The sequence below is a fragment of the Klebsiella sp. Sb-30 genome (assembly GCF_057652795.1).
Genome location: NZ_CM172749.1, coordinates 3,985,098 through 3,999,705 on the forward strand (window position 1 = coordinate 3,985,098; position 14,608 = coordinate 3,999,705).

Here is a 14,608-nt window from a genome sequence, read left to right on the forward strand (position 1 = left end):
GGGAAGTGGCACGCCACTTCCCCTGGAGCTTCAATTACTTGTTGTTTTCTTCTTTCAGCACTTTAACGGTGTAGCGACCATCCGCCTGACGATATGCGCCGTGGATATCGGTTTCGAAGCCCGGGTAGTGGGCGCCGATTTCGCACAGCATCTGCAGGAACTCCAGCACCGGACGGCTCTCTTCGGTGATCATTTCACCCGGCATCACCAGCGGAACTCCCGGAGGATACGGCAGGATCATGTTGGCGTTGACACGGCCCACCATCTCTTCGAGATAGACCTCTTCCGTCTGACCGTGCAGCTCTTTCTGGAACGCAGCGTACGGCGTGATCATCATGGTCGGCAGCACTTCGAAAGCGCGGAACATCAGATCCGGCAGGTTGTGATGCGCAATCAGTTTGTGAATATTCTGCGCCAGTTCCTGAACTCGCATGTTTTCATAGAACTCCGGATCTTCACGATACAGAGACGGCAGCATGTTTTTCACGCGCAGGTTCAGGTCGAAGGCACGTTTAAAGTCGGTCAGCGCGCGCAGCAGGCTCAGCGCTTTGGTTTTGTCGATACCGATGCTGAACAGGAACAGCAGGTTGTACGGACCGGTTTTCTCTACCACGATGCCGTGTTCGTCGAGATATTTCGCCACGATGCTTGCCGGAATACCGAACTCATCCATGGTGCCGTCTTTCTTCATCCCCGGAGTCAGCAGCGTGACTTTGATCGGGTCGAGGTACATGTGTTCGTTATCGATGTTTTTGAAACCGTGCCATGCGCTATCAGAACGCAGCGGCCAGCATTCCGGGCCATCGATATGTTCCGGCTGCCAGACGTCGAAGAACCAGCCTTCGGATTCGCCTTTCAGACGTTTGATCTCTTTACGGAACTTGATAGAACGTTCGATAGAGCCATCGATCAGACGCTTACCGGCATTACCTTTCATCATCGCCGCGGCCGTTTCCGTCGAGGCAACCACGCCGTAGTGCGGAGAGGTGGTAGTGTGCATCATGTAGGCTTCGTTAAAGGTCTCTTCGTTAACATCGCCTTTAACGTGAATCATCGAAGCCTGAGAGAACGCCGCCAGCAGTTTGTGCGTGGACTGGGTTTCATAGATCACCTTCCCTTCCACACGGCCACCGCTCATCCCGCATTTACCGGCATAGATTGGCGAGAAGTTGGTGTAAGGCACCCACGCAGAGTCAAAGTGGATAGATTTCACATCCAGCGTTTTCTTGATGAAGTCGGTGTTATACAGCAGACCATCGTAGGTGGAGTTGGTGATAACCGCGTGCACCGGCCAGGTGGCGTTCGGCGTCTCTTTGACGCGTTTGGCGATAGTGGCGTGCTGGAATTCGCTCTGCGGAATACCGCCGAGGATGCCGTAGGCGTTACGGGTCGGACGGAAGTAAATCGGCGTAATATCGCTCATCATCATCAGGTGAGTCAGCGATTTGTGACAGTTACGGTCAATCAGCACGGTGCTGCCAGCAGGCGCAGAGTACATACCGACGATTTTGTTCGCCGTTGAGGTGCCGTTGGTCACCATGTAGCTGCGTTCGGCGTTAAAGACACGCGCAATATACTCTTCAGCTTCTTTATGCGGGCCGCTGTGGTCCAGCAGGGAACCCAGTTCAGAAACGGAAATCGAGATATCGGATTTCATGGTATTTGAACCAAAGAAATCATAGAAGATGCTGCCTACCGGGCTTTTCTGGAAGGCGGTACCGCCCATATGGCCTGGAGTACAGAAGGTGTATTTACCTTCACGCACATATTTGAACAGCGCTTTGGTCAGCGGCGGCAGAATGGTATCGATGTATTCATCGGTATTCTGTTTGATTTTATCGGCAATGTCGTCGGCCGCACCCAGCGCATATTCGAAGAAGCGCACCTGCATACGCAGATCGTTCAGGCTAACGTCCAGCGTCGAGTAGGTGTTGGCGAAAGCGTACAGCGGCATATATTCGTTCAGCTTGCTGATCTCTTCGCACAGTTCAAGATTGTATTTATCCCAGTCGAAGATCACGCCGCACAGACGGGCATTGTTTTCGATCAGTTTCAGTAAATCTTCGCGGTCGTTCGGATAGACAATACGGAAGTCCAGGCGTTCAAGGGCGCGATGCAGTTCACGGATAGGCTCTTCTTTAAAGTAGACGCCCATGTGATTCATGATTGCGATAACGTTCATAGTCGAATCTCCAGATATGGAGAGCCCCTCCCGTCACGTGGTGACAGGTGCAGGAAGGAGCTCCAGGAAAAGGGGTTACGGATTAATGCGCGCTGGCGGCAGAGCTGTCAGTGGTGTCGTTTTCGTGCTGACGTTGATGCATTTTGCGACCGTAGAACATCAGGATAATCAGGCTGACGATAAAGGTACCGGCCAGTTCGAAGGAGCTTGCCCCCATCAGGGCGATGAAGCAGAACGCACAGCCCAGGACGGAACAAATCAGGCTGACAAGGTTGCGAATGTTAATGCCTTCGAAACGAATCAGGTCAACGCAGGAGTAGAAGTAAGGCAGCATGGTCAGCAGGACGGCGATACCGGTCAGTTCACCGAACAGGTCAGACGCTTTACCACCGCTGGAGTTCATCAGGGTAATCAGCACCATCAGCGCGGTCATTTTCACCGCCGCCAGCAGCAGGCCTTTTTTCGGAATACCGTTGTTATCCACTTCACCGTACACTTTCGGGAAGTTGCCATCGTTAGCGGCACGGACCCCGGCCTGACCAACCAGCATCATCCAGGAGCCCAGAGAAGTCAGGCAGGCAAATGCGGTGAAGGCAGAGACGACCGGCGCAGCCCAGCCGCCAAGAATTGTTGAGGCGCTGATAGCGAACGGCGCACCGGAGGCAGCCATCTGAGCCGCAGGGTACATCCCGGCGATAACCTGAGTCGCAGCGATATAGACCACGCCGGCCATCGCGGTTCCCAGCATGGTTGCCAGCGGAACGGTACGTTTCGGGTTTTTCACCATCCCGGTGCTGACGGCGGCAGACTCAACGCCGACGAATGCCCACAGGCAGAGCAGAATACTTTTGATTACCGCATGGCTGTCTGGCGTGCTGGAGGTGTTCCAGTTTGCCTGATAGGTCGCCGCATCAAACCAGTGCCAGCCGATAACCGCGGTCATCACTACCGGAATTAATACCAGCACCAGACCAATGGTGGTCAGACGGCTTACCCAGGTCCCGCCGAGCATATTAACGAAGGTGAATATCCAGACGATCGCAATACACGCGATACCGGCTGGAATGGGGTTATTCAGAATCGGGAAGAAAGTAGACAAATAAGAAACGGCGGTAATACCGATGGCCAGGTTACCAATCCAGTTTGCATGATAATAAAGGACGCCGGTCTGGAAACCGAACGCGGGAGATATTTCCCCGGCATAGGCAATTGGACCACCCTGCTGTGGGTTCTTGGTCGCCAGTCGGGCATAAACATAAGCCAGAGACATCGCACCAATAATAGAAATAACCCATCCCCAGATAGCAATACCACCGATGCTGGCGAGGTTCGCAGGTAATAATGCAATACCGCTCCCCATCATATTACCAGCGACGACGCCGGTACAGGCAAATAGCCCTATCTTCTTGGCAGAACTCATGTTTGCTTTTCTCCTAAGTTTATTTGGGAGGTACAGATCATGATATAGAACCTTTAATTGACCCGACCAACTGCCAACAAGATTACTGATTCAAAGAAGATAAGTCCTAAAGATAAAGTGAAATAACAACAAACATCAGACAAATGATATTTTGACCTTTTTCAATTAACATATCAGGATGACATGTTGATATCATAAAAAGATAAACATCGTTGTTTTACAGTAGGTTATAACCAATTCCGCGTGTTGAATTTGTGTTGTATTTCGCCATTGTGGCGTTAAATATATATAACAATCAGGGTGCTCATGAGAAACATAAAATTAACCTCACCACACTCAATATCCTGAGTATGGTGAGGGTTTACTTATTCTGAAGAGAGGAAATTATCGAGGTACGGGACCACGCGGGTAACCGAGGTCTGGAATACTGCATTTTCAATCCAGTAAAAGGTGTTCTCGCCCGGGCGTAAATTAAAGGCCGTCAGATAAGCATCCGCTGCTTCCCGGTTCTCCCCTTTCATCTCGTAGACTTTACCCAGCAGCACGTAATTCATCCACGACATCTCAAGGTCGATCCCGGTATTAATCGCGTTATACGCTTCATCGACTTTACCCTGGCCCAGCAAATCCACTGTTTTAATTTGGTAAAATACCGCCGTATCTTTGATCCCCGGCATATCGCCAACCCGAGTGATTTCAGCGTACAGCGCGTTGAGCTGCTCTTTATTTAACGGCTGCTGCGAATGACGTAAAACATCCACCAGCGTTTTTTCCGCATAGGCGTAAGCAAACTCAGGCGAGTCTTTAATCACATCATCAAGCAGCGCGCTGGCCTTACCTAAGGAATCGACATCACCGTTCATTAATAACTGATGCGACTCGTAGAAATGGGTCAGCGCCGTGCTGTGCGACGGTTGATACTGTTTCAGCATCGCCTGCATGCGTTCCGACCACGGCTGCTTTAAGGCCTCCGATAAGCTGCTCAGCAGATCGTTTTGAATCGCCAGCTGGTTGTCGCTGGTAATGAAATAACGTTTGTCCATCATCGTTGAACCGTCGGCGTTATCCACCATCTGCACGGACATAAAGCACTGCTGCGCGCGATAGTGCCGCTGGTTGACGAACTCAATCGTCAGCGTTTTACCTGAACTGCTTGGCTCATTAATGTTGTAGTTGGTTTTGTCATGCACCATAAAGGTCGAGAAGGTGTTGAGCGACGTGGTCACCAGACTGCCCAGGCCCACCGCATACGAATGCTGCGATGCCCAGTTGGTGCAGGAGTTACCTTTCAGCAGATGGATATCGATATCGCGCGGGTTCAGCAGCAGGCGCGCTTTATTCACCGGTGGCCGCGACTCGATCGACGACAGCGCAACCAGGGCCACGCAGGAACCCAGCGCCAGCAGGAACAGGATCCATACCCAGAAGGTAGTAATACGTCGTCGCTTCTCCGGTTTTGCGGACGGCGTCTGGCCTTGCTCAATCTCGCCGGCAGCGCGCGTCGGGGTCGTCAGGTCAGGCGTCGCAGCGGGGACCGCTGGGGAGATCGCCATCGCGGGCTCTTCCCCCTCTTCCGTGCACCAGATGACCGGCACCGTGAGCTTATAGCCGCGCTTGGGTACCGTCGCAATATATTCGAGGCTACTATCATTGCCATCTTTCAACGACTTACGTAGCTCGGAAATACTCTGCGTGACGACGTGGCTGGTGACCACGTTACGTGTCCAGACATTATCAATAAGCTCGTCCCTGCTGAGCACTTCACCAGGGTGACGGGCAAAGAAGACCAAAAGATCGATTAAGCGCGGTTCCAGAGTAAGCTGGCGCCCCTTCCGGCTGATTTGGTTAACAGAGGGTGTAACCAGCCATTCTCCCACGCGAACAACAGGTTGTTGCATAAAAAAGAGCCCAAAACGAAAAGGGAAAGGCGCGATGATAACACATTTCCCCTCCCTATTTATGATAGGGGTCATTACCTTGAACGCGTTATATCATTCTGCACTTATTTCGCTTAGCCAGTTTTTATTTCTAAACAAAACCGGCAATGGTTTATTAACATCTGCGTCATTACTTCAGAAAAATGAAGGCCTGTTGTGCCTCTGACGTTTCGGGAAGCCCCCCGAGCGGCCAGACTATTCATGGAGACACATGCTGCTATTCCCCCCGGCTCTCTACCGACATTGCCCAGGAAAAAGCGGATGATGATGCCCAATGCTCCGCTCATGCGGCGGGACAAGCTACGTCGCCGCACAGACAGAGAAGTATTACGCCCAGCGCAGCGACTGATTTTCCGCAGGACGCGGGCTATTCCGGGAAACACCCGCGCGCGGGCGCATTAAAGTGGCGTGCTTCAGCGGCGGTAAAGCCGGTTATCTGGACTCCCCGCCGTCGCCACGCAACAGAGCCGCGGCCCCGGCAGGGACGAGCCCCGGCTTTCAGGCGGATTAAGCGCGATCCTGTCGATGCTGCGCCACCGCCTGCTCCAGCGCGCTAATATCCGGGCTGGAGAGCAGCGGCTGCAGGTTCAACAATGTCTCTTCCTCTAATTGATAGAGATCCAGCTTCAGCAGTCGCTCAATGTCCGGTTCGGGGAAACGATACTTAATAAAGGTAGCCGGATTTCCGCCGACGACGGCATATGGCGGAACGTCTTTGGTGACCACCGCTCCCGCCGCCACCACGGCGCCTTCGCCAATTGTGACGCCCGGCATAATCATCGCCCGCATGCCAATCCAGCAACCATCTCCGAGCACGGTATCACCGCGATGCTGATAGGCTTCGTTAACGCATGATACAAACGGATAGAGGCTGATCCAGTCCATCCGGTGCGTGCTGTTGCCGCCCATCAGGATCACCACTTCCGGCGCGATACAGACAAAATTACCAATAAAGAGCTTATCTACATGACCTAAGGGCTCCCACCCTTCGCTGACGGCATCGCCGTGCAGGTAGCGCACCACGCAACGTTCAAATCCGCGATCCCAGCAGTCGCTGTAGTAGCTGTGGCTGCCGCGAATGATCACATTCGGGTTGGTTACCGTCAGATGCAGGCGTTCGGTGATTGACCAGTGTTTATCGGCCATCGAGGCATTCCTTCTTGCGTTAATATATCCGCTTGCTGACCCGTTATCATAACCCGGAAAAACTCAATACCGGAGCAACCGCTGTAAGCGTTGCTGGCATCATGATGGCTGACTCAGGGAATATTTTGTTGAGAATAAACTGACAGGCATTATGTTTATTTTCTCGCGCCGCCATTATCCATAATTAAACAAAATAGCTCCACCCCGATCATATTCTTAATGATAAAAACGGGCACTTCCCCCACGCTGCCAGGTTTTTCTGTGTCCAGACTTCTTATTCTTACTTTAGTGTTACCGCTGACCGCCTGCGCGGGGTATTTTTCACCGCCGCCAAAAGAGACGGAAGGTGACAACGCCGGACAGTCCAGTTCGCTCCCTGACTGTCGTAGTCGTCACCACGTTATTATCTGCGACTGGGGGAAAGCGTAGCGAATAACTGCTCGCCTGCGGCCAGAGGCGAGCGGTTATCTTATGGCGCCCGATCGGCTTCGGGCGGATGAATCGTCGATAAGATGGGCCGGGAACGGCGGCTATAAAAATAGAGCCCGGTCAGCAGCAGCGTAAACGGAATGCCAAACCACAGCGTCATGCGGAAGAAATCGGTAAACGCTGTTGAAATCAGCAGCGCCAGCATCAGAGCAGCCCCCAGCAACGGGCTCCAGGGATAGCCCCACAAGCGAAATTTGAGCACCGTTTGCGTATGCTGGCGGCGGAAAAACAGGTGGGTGATAAAGATCATCAGCCAGGTGAAACAGGCTCCATAGACCGAAATAGACATCATCGCGGCAAACGCCTGCTGCGGGTAGAGCACGCTCAGGACAATAGAGACCATGATGCCGACGCAGGAGAGGGCCAACGCATTCACCGGGATCCCGCGCGCGCTGATCCGACCGAACGCAGCCGGTGCCTGCCCGGCACGCGATAGCGAGAACATCATCCGCGTGGTGATATACAGCTGGCTGTTCATGGCCGAGAGCGCCGCGATCAGGACGATAAAGTTAAAAATACCGCCGGCATACGGCAAGTGAATCACGTTCATCGCCACCAGGAAGGGGCTTTCGCTGGTGCCGGACTGACGCCACGGCACAATCGCCAGCATGAGCGCAATCGACAGCATATAGAAAATAAACAGGCGCAGGATGGTCCCTTTAAACGCAGACTTCACCGCCACCACCGGGTTTTTCGCCTCGCCTGCCGCCACGGCGATCATTTCAATACTCAGATAGCTGAAGATAGAAACAATGGTCGCAAACCACATGCCGCTGATCCCAAACGGCATAAACCCACCGCCATCGGTAAAATTATGCAGGCCGTAGGTTGGGTTGGCGGAGAAGGCCAGGATCCCCAGGCCGATGACGATAAAAGCCACGATCGCCAGAACCTTGATCGTCGATAGCGCATACTCCACCTGTCCGAACCATTTCACGCCAATAACGTTGATCACCATCACCAGGGCGGAGAACAGCAGCACCCAGGGCCAGACCGGCGTATGCGGGAACCAGAACTGCATATACATTCCAATGGCCGTCACCTCGGTACCCACCGCCAGCACCACGCAGGACCAGTAGGAGTAGCGCACCAGGAATCCACACAGCGGACTGAGATAAAACTCGGCATAGTCACCGAATGAGCCGGGGGTCGGATGCTCTGAAGTCATCTCCGCCAGGCAGCCCATCAGCAGCAGCGCAATCACCCCCCCTATCAGATAGCTCAGCAGCACCGACGGTCCGGCCATCTGAATGGCGTAGGCGCTCCCCAGAAACAACCCGGTACCAATCGCGCCGCCGATCGCCAACATCGACATTTGCCCGGCGGTAAGCTGTTTCTTCAGCCCGCCCTGGCGCTGTGCAATCTCATCAAAACGCTTGCGATCTTTCATTCGTTCCTGCCTTAGCGAGCGGCGGTGGTCACATCGAGAATAGCGGCGGTGACATAATCAATGTTGTCACCATTAAGACCGGGTAGACACATCCGTCCCGGTGCCACCAGATAAATGGCATAGCGCTGGCGCAGCTCGCTCACCTGCCGTTCGTCCAGACCGGTATAGCTGAACATCCCGCGCTGATCGCGGATGCGCCGGTAATCCAGCTGAGAACCGCCCTGCTCCAGGCCGGCGGACAAACGCAGGCGCATCTGCTGGATCCTCTGACGCATGGCCGCCAGCTCTTCCTGCCACAGCTGGCGGAGCTGCGCGTCGGCTAACACCATGTCGACGATCCGGCTGCCGTGGGTCGGCGGACAGGAATAGCTACGGCGAATTAAGGTCTTTAAGGCCCCCTGGACGTTGGCGGCGGTCTGCGCGTTGGCGCAGCGCACGGTTAATCCCCCGACCCGCTGGCCGTACAGGGCGATATTTTTCGAAAAAGAGTTGGCGACGATAAAATCCAGATCGCTTTCCAGCGCCAGCCTCAGCGCATAGCAGTCCTCTTCCAGCCCGGCGCCAAAACCCTGATAGGCGATATCGAAAAATGGCAGCAGTCCCTGCGCCTGAACCACGCACAGAAGCGTCTGCCACTGGCTGTGGCTCAGATCGGTCCCGGTTGGGTTATGGCAGCATGGGTGCAGCAGCACCGCCGTGCCGGCGGGTAGCGTCTGCAGGGTCGCCAGCATGTCGGCAAAGCGCAGTTCGCCGCGGAGATTGTCAAAATAGGGATAGCGGTTCACCTGCAGCCCTGCGCCGGAAAAAATCGCCTGATGGTTGGCCCAGGTTGGATCAGAGACCCAAATCTCTTTACGCTGTAAAAAGTGAACGAGAAAATCGGCCGCCAGCTTCAACGCCCCAGAACCGCCAACGGTTTGCACCGTCGCCAGCGCATGCTCCGGGGCGGCAGGCCCCAGCAGCAAGGTCTGTATCTGGCTGGCAAAGCTTACGCTGCCTTCAATCGGCGGATAGCCGTGCGGCAGCTGCTGCGCCAGCAGGCGCTGTTCTGCCAGCTCGACGGCCCGCATCAGCGGTACCTCCCCTCGCTCGTCATAATATAAGCCGATGCCCAAATTCACTTTCCGCGGATTGCGGTCCTGCAAATAGGCTTCCATTAACGACATAATATGGTCGGGAGTCGACGGTTTAATTTCTGCGAACATAGGTATCCTTAGCCATAATAAATATGACTGGCAGGTGAATATTTATTTTTATTTTCAGGCCGTAGCGCTGACGGTAATTTCTATTTTCATTCCCGGCACCACTAATTTATCAACGATCACCGTCGAACGATTAGGATAAGGGGCATTGAAATAGCGCTGGTAAATATCATCAAGGCGTGCAACATCATTGACGTCAGTCAGATAAATAATAACCTGGAGAACATTATCGCTATGGCTCCCGGCCGCCTGTAGCGCCTGGGTGAGATTATCGAAAGTCAGGGCGATCTGCTGTTCCGCCGGGCCGGTTTCAATGGTGCCATCAGCCCGAACCGGGCCATGCGCGGTAAAGAGCATCCCGCCGCCGCGTGTCGCCCAGGAGAACGGCTGACCGATATCCGGAAGGCCGGTGTGAATTACGTCTCGCATAAAGGATTCTCGTCGTGGTAAAGCTGGCTGAAAAGTGCGCCATCGGTGGCAAACAGCGCGTCAAGGATGGTGTAGTGGTTAGCTCCCGGCAGGGCTATTACGTCAACCGGCCTCCCCCGCTGGCGCAACCGCTGAGCATAGTTTTCACTCTGCGCGATAAGCTCGGTTCGCTCGGCGGTGCCGTAAAACAGCGTCAGAGGGGAGATCTTCTCCGCTAAATGACGCAGCGGACTGAGGTCGTTCACCTCCGCGGGCGTCAGCTGCAGTGACCGGTTGACCGCCGTACTCAGCAAAGGCTCAAGCTCATAAATCCCGCTGATTGCCAGGACCGCATCGGCGACCGGATGCGCCTGCCAGCAGGCTGCCAGATGGCCGCCTGCGGAGTGCCCACTCAGATAAACCGGGCTGCACAGACCCGGCTGGCGGCCAATGGCATCCAGCGCCGCGCCAATCTGCCGATGGATCTCTGTTAACGTCGTCTGCGGCGCTAACGTATATTCCACCAACATCACATCAAACCCGCGGGCCAGCGGCCCGGCAGTAATAAAAGCAAAATCCTCTTTATTACAGGATTGCCAGTACCCGCCATGAATAAATATTATCGTGCCCATTTTACTGGCGGCAGAAATAAACCAGTCAATACGTTCCCGTGGACTTTCACCATAACAAAAAGTCATGATATTTTCGCCGCTCTGATATGCCTGCTGACTTCGCTGCTGAAAGTCAGCCAGTATTTCTGCCTCATTATCTACGGTTGTGCTGTTGTCATAACTCCCGACGCTGAGTTTCATATATTAAACTTTGTTTATTATTTAAGATGTGGCTTAACTATTAGCAATGAGAAAATATGTTGTCAAGCTTGTACAAAGTGGAATGCGTGAGAGTTAATAGAAATTAAATCTCAGGGCTAATAAGTTTTACCAGTGAAACTTTTATCGGCAAATGCGCTCGCAAAAATGATGGCGGTCAAGGATCGGCGCTCACCTGTCCGCGCATTCGTCTGCTTCTCCCCCCTTCCTGCCCGGCGTACTGTGACCGAGCCAACGTCCTGAGAAACCACTGAAGGGACAAACTGTACAAACATCGTGAAAAGTTCATACTCAACGCTATAAGTGAGTCAATATTTTGCTATTAAAATGGTCGTCGTCGTGTCAGGTCTCAGAACTTATAAAAAGGAATACAGACCAATGAAATACAAATTAGTCAAGCAGGTTGTCCATGATGATGTGTTAAGAAACAGCTTCATTAATTTGGCAATTAAGACCTTTGACCTCTCTTTTAAAGAGTGGTACAAAAAAGGCTACTGGACCGAGTCCTATATTCCTTATGCGTTTGTTGATCATAATAAAGTGATTGCCAATGCGTCGGCTAACATTATCGATCTAATGTGGCAGGGGGAGCCCAGGCGCTATATCCAGATTGGGACCGTGATGACCGCCACCGATTATCGCGAAAAGGGTCTGGCCAGCCAGCTGATTAACCATATTCTGGCTGACTGGCAGGATCAGGCTGACGGTATTTTTCTCTTCGCTAACTCCACAACCGTTGATTTCTATCCTAAATTCGGCTTTGAACAGACCGACGAATACCAGTACGCCCTGCCGGTTACGCCCGTTGCCGGGGATTTTCGCAAGCTGGATATGGATAAAGAGAGCGATGTGAATATCCTCAAGTACTATTATCAGAAAGCCAACCCGTTCTCCCGCCTCTCGGCACACAATAACTTCGGTCTGCTGATGTTCTACTGCTCGGCGTTTATGAAGCACTTTGTCTATTACTCGGAGAAAAATAATGCCGTGGCGATCGCCATGCAAAACGATCATGCATTGCTCTGTTTTGATATTTTCTGTGACAGCACCAGTTCGATGACCAGGATCGTGAATGAACTTGCGGCGCAACATACCCGCCAGGTTATTTTAGGCTTTACGCCCAGGGAAGACCGGGCAGGTGAATACGAAAAAATTGAAATTGATGATTTTCTTTTCATCTATGCGGCAAAAGAAAATATCTTTAAAGAGCGTAAGCTGATGTTCCCGACGCTCTCGCATGCCTGATTCTCCTGGCCATATCGCCACTGGCGCAAGCTCGTAGCGACGCTGAAGCCCAGGCGGCAGCCGCCTCTCCCGCCATGCCCCACCGGGGCGTGACGGAAGAGGTGAAAGCATTATTTAGTGGCAATAAACAGGGACTTGCAGCGCGGACACATTAATGTCGCCCCTTTTTTAATTTTGTTCACCGGCTGCCGTGATTTATGCCCGCATTGCGGACAGGTTACCGTGGTATCAGAGGTGGAACTCAAGCGCTTCACTGCGTTGTCGAAGAATGACATAGACCTTTACCCGCTGAATGAATGTGGTCTATCATACCACTAACTGATTAAAAAACACACAACCTCAGGGCGCATCGGGAAATGACCATGATGAGGATTTTATCGGGTTTTAATCCGCTATTTACCTGATAGCATCGCGTTGCGCTGAAATCAGGATGCTTCATTCCTGATTTTCTGTTCATCTCTCGCGATGGTGATAATCCATCGTCAGATATTATTAACCGCATCCATATAACACCGGTTTTACTTATTTGTCGGAAGGTATCCCGCTGGTGGCAAACTCGGATTGAGGTATCATGATGCGCAAATTCAGGTGTTTTCACTAAAAACAGCACAATCACCCTATTAAATGCAGAAATCCCGATAAAAATAAGATAAATAGTATGAGTCTTAATTTAACGCTTATATGATGAATGAGATATGGTAATGTTTATTCATATCGAATGATTACAGACAAACAAGAGATAAGAAATGACTGAAAACTCAACAATTCACGCTCAAAATTGTCGTACCGATATCGGGATTGGGAAACAGGTCACGGCCAGCGTAAAAGGTTACGTCGATGGCCATCTCTATATGATTGACATCACCGTTCATCCTGTTGAGATCACATTTGATTTTGGTGAAGAAAAAATTATGCGCGGGTCTTATTTTAGTTCTAAGAATCAGGAGATGGTGTGGGCGGCGGAAAGAAAAGAGCTGACCATCTCCGATGAAAAAGGATCTTTTACAATAGCCTTTTAATGTTCAGGTTCAATGTCGATAAAACGTGCCGTCGCTATGCCCTGAGCCAATACGGCCCGCTTCAATTAAGATTTCATCGATAACATCTTCCAGGCACGCCGAACCATGATTCTCACAAATCATATGAACCTGTTTCAATATTTCTTCCTGGGACATCTCTCCGCGTAAAGCGGAGGTCAGCATCACCGATGCCCAGCGCCGAACTTCCGGGTGCGTAATCATACAACTTTACCTCGAATAGCAACACACGCCTTTAAATTATAGGCGCTCACCGGACATTCACCCATTAAATCATGCTGTCGCCCCTGTCGGCGCGGCATAGAAGTGGACTCATCCTGCCGCGGGCGACCGGCTATCGCCGCGCTATGACAACAGTTTTATCGCCGCGTTTTGAATCTCGGCTGAGGTTAAATCGCGATCGGAGGCAACATGCACAATGCGATGATCGCCCGTCAAGGAAGGAAATTCAGCAGACATGATCTGCAGCTGTTTTTGTTCACCGTTAGGATACTCACGTAATATTGTTGTTACCCCCGGCACTATTTTCGCGACAACTGCCGGTAATGCATTGAAAAAAACAATAACTTTCTTCATGAGTCTACCACCTGGCTGAAAGCATAATGATGGCGATGCCATCCATTGGGTGATGAAAAAGAAAAGGCCCCGTCCGGGGCCCTTTCGTTATTTCCGACACGCCATTGTCGCCGCGCCGTTGGAAATGTAAGGAGCAATATTATCAAATGTAATCATTGATGTTTTACAAAAGATACATTTTGCGCCAAAGGGATTTTTTTCCGTCACATCGTAATTCGATGTTCTGTATTGTGACCCATGACAACACGGGCATCTGAAATGAATGTATTCAGTCATAATGTTAACCTTTATGTGTGACAACATTCACTACCGCAGGGACTAGAGGTTATACTCTGGCGAAAACTCATCTGTGGTTTTCAAGGATAGTGCAGAAATCACCGTGCTGAACAGCAGGCCAAGAATACGCTTTCTTTTGCGACCGTTCTCTGCATGATTAATCTGAGGTTTTTCACCAACTTAATCATGACTTATTTTAGTGATTGTCTAAGATATGTTGTTCGTTTTTTTAATTTGCCCTTGGGCATATCTGGTCTGCAAAAAAACTTATCGAAGAGAAAAATACCCAAAAGGAGATATCAGAAGATAAATGCGATGAGAAAATTCCAGGAACTGTTGCAGATAATTTTTAAGACTCAAACCGTTGAAGCCATTAACGCACGTAAACCAGCCTTTGGCAAGCATTATTTTTCACAGCTTTTTAACAGTATTTTTTGCCAGTAAAACTATGCACAAACTGACTATAACTG

Annotated in this window: 15 protein-coding genes; 3 read left to right on the forward strand and 12 right to left on the reverse strand. The window is 51.6% G+C overall.

Annotated features, from left to right (window positions below; all coding sequences use genetic code 11):
• Positions 1 to 34: 34 nt before the first annotated feature.
• The 4 genes from cadA to AC236I_RS18620 form a co-directional block, all read right to left on the reverse strand.
• The gene (gene cadA / locus AC236I_RS18605; RefSeq protein WP_004858936.1) at positions 35 to 2,182 is read right to left on the reverse strand and encodes a lysine decarboxylase CadA; all 2,148 of its coding nucleotides are present in this window, start codon (positions 2,180 to 2,182) and stop codon (positions 35 to 37) included.
• A gap of 82 nt (positions 2,183 to 2,264) precedes the next feature.
• Entirely contained in the window at positions 2,265 to 3,602 is a 1,338-nt protein-coding gene (gene cadB / locus AC236I_RS18610; protein ID WP_004858934.1) for a cadaverine/lysine antiporter, read from the reverse strand.
• A 365-nt stretch (positions 3,603 to 3,967) separates the two neighbouring features.
• The gene (cadC, locus tag AC236I_RS18615; protein WP_015584987.1) at positions 3,968 to 5,500 is read right to left on the reverse strand and encodes a lysine decarboxylation/transport transcriptional activator CadC; all 1,533 of its coding nucleotides are present in this window, start codon (positions 5,498 to 5,500) and stop codon (positions 3,968 to 3,970) included.
• Positions 5,501 to 6,046: 546 nt separating this feature from the next.
• A complete protein-coding gene (locus tag AC236I_RS18620; RefSeq protein ID WP_015584988.1) occupies positions 6,047 to 6,685 on the reverse strand; it encodes a CatB-related O-acetyltransferase in 639 nt (212 codons plus the stop codon).
• A 261-nt stretch (positions 6,686 to 6,946) separates the two neighbouring features.
• Between AC236I_RS18620 and AC236I_RS18625 the strand changes: the two genes are divergently transcribed.
• Positions 6,947 to 7,114 (forward strand): hypothetical protein, encoded by a 168-nt coding sequence (locus AC236I_RS18625; RefSeq protein ID WP_155075085.1) that lies wholly within the window; start codon positions 6,947 to 6,949, stop codon positions 7,112 to 7,114.
• A gap of 40 nt (positions 7,115 to 7,154) precedes the next feature.
• On the opposite strand, the gene AC236I_RS18630 is transcribed toward AC236I_RS18625, so the two are convergent.
• From AC236I_RS18630 to AC236I_RS18645, 4 genes are read right to left on the reverse strand one after another with little or no spacing between them, the layout of a single operon-like run.
• Entirely contained in the window at positions 7,155 to 8,564 is a 1,410-nt protein-coding gene (locus AC236I_RS18630; protein ID WP_015584989.1) for an amino acid permease, read from the reverse strand.
• 11 nt (positions 8,565 to 8,575) lie between these two features.
• A complete protein-coding gene (locus AC236I_RS18635) occupies positions 8,576 to 9,769 on the reverse strand; it encodes an amino acid aminotransferase (RefSeq protein ID WP_487608585.1) in 1,194 nt (397 codons plus the stop codon).
• A 54-nt stretch (positions 9,770 to 9,823) separates the two neighbouring features.
• Complete coding sequence (locus AC236I_RS18640; protein ID WP_004858918.1) at positions 9,824 to 10,195, reverse strand: RidA family protein; 372 nt, start codon at positions 10,193 to 10,195, stop codon at positions 9,824 to 9,826.
• Positions 10,183 to 10,986, reverse strand: a complete 804-nt coding sequence (locus AC236I_RS18645) for an alpha/beta hydrolase (RefSeq protein ID WP_004858915.1) — start codon at positions 10,984 to 10,986, stop codon at positions 10,183 to 10,185. Before AC236I_RS18645 ends, AC236I_RS18640 begins: the two co-directional genes overlap by 13 nt.
• Before the next feature lie 396 nt (positions 10,987 to 11,382).
• On the opposite strand from AC236I_RS18645, the gene AC236I_RS18650 reads away from it, so the two are divergent.
• Positions 11,383 to 12,249 (forward strand): GNAT family N-acetyltransferase, encoded by an 867-nt coding sequence (locus AC236I_RS18650; protein ID WP_004858913.1) that lies wholly within the window; start codon positions 11,383 to 11,385, stop codon positions 12,247 to 12,249.
• A 110-nt stretch (positions 12,250 to 12,359) separates the two neighbouring features.
• On the opposite strand, the gene AC236I_RS18655 is transcribed toward AC236I_RS18650, so the two are convergent.
• On the reverse strand, positions 12,360 to 12,524 hold the full coding sequence (locus tag AC236I_RS18655) for a YnfU family zinc-binding protein (protein WP_213672526.1): 165 nt from the start codon (positions 12,522 to 12,524) through the stop codon (positions 12,360 to 12,362).
• A 471-nt stretch (positions 12,525 to 12,995) separates the two neighbouring features.
• Here AC236I_RS18655 and AC236I_RS18660 point away from each other — a divergent pair, with 471 nt between their 5' ends.
• Complete coding sequence (locus tag AC236I_RS18660) at positions 12,996 to 13,268, forward strand: hypothetical protein (protein WP_004858909.1); 273 nt, start codon at positions 12,996 to 12,998, stop codon at positions 13,266 to 13,268.
• 9 nt (positions 13,269 to 13,277) lie between these two features.
• Here AC236I_RS18660 and AC236I_RS18665 read toward each other — a convergent pair whose 3' ends face one another.
• The 3 genes from AC236I_RS18665 to ymcF all read right to left on the reverse strand — a co-directional run bounded on the left by AC236I_RS18665 (position 13,278) and on the right by ymcF (position 14,138).
• A complete protein-coding gene (locus AC236I_RS18665; RefSeq protein WP_004858906.1) occupies positions 13,278 to 13,490 on the reverse strand; it encodes a hypothetical protein in 213 nt (70 codons plus the stop codon).
• Positions 13,491 to 13,631: 141 nt separating this feature from the next.
• Complete coding sequence (locus AC236I_RS18670) at positions 13,632 to 13,862, reverse strand: hypothetical protein (protein ID WP_004858901.1); 231 nt, start codon at positions 13,860 to 13,862, stop codon at positions 13,632 to 13,634.
• Between the two features lie 87 nt (positions 13,863 to 13,949).
• On the reverse strand, positions 13,950 to 14,138 hold the full coding sequence (ymcF, locus tag AC236I_RS18675; protein ID WP_071824640.1) for a cold shock small protein YmcF: 189 nt from the start codon (positions 14,136 to 14,138) through the stop codon (positions 13,950 to 13,952).
• Positions 14,139 to 14,608 lie beyond the last annotated feature (470 nt).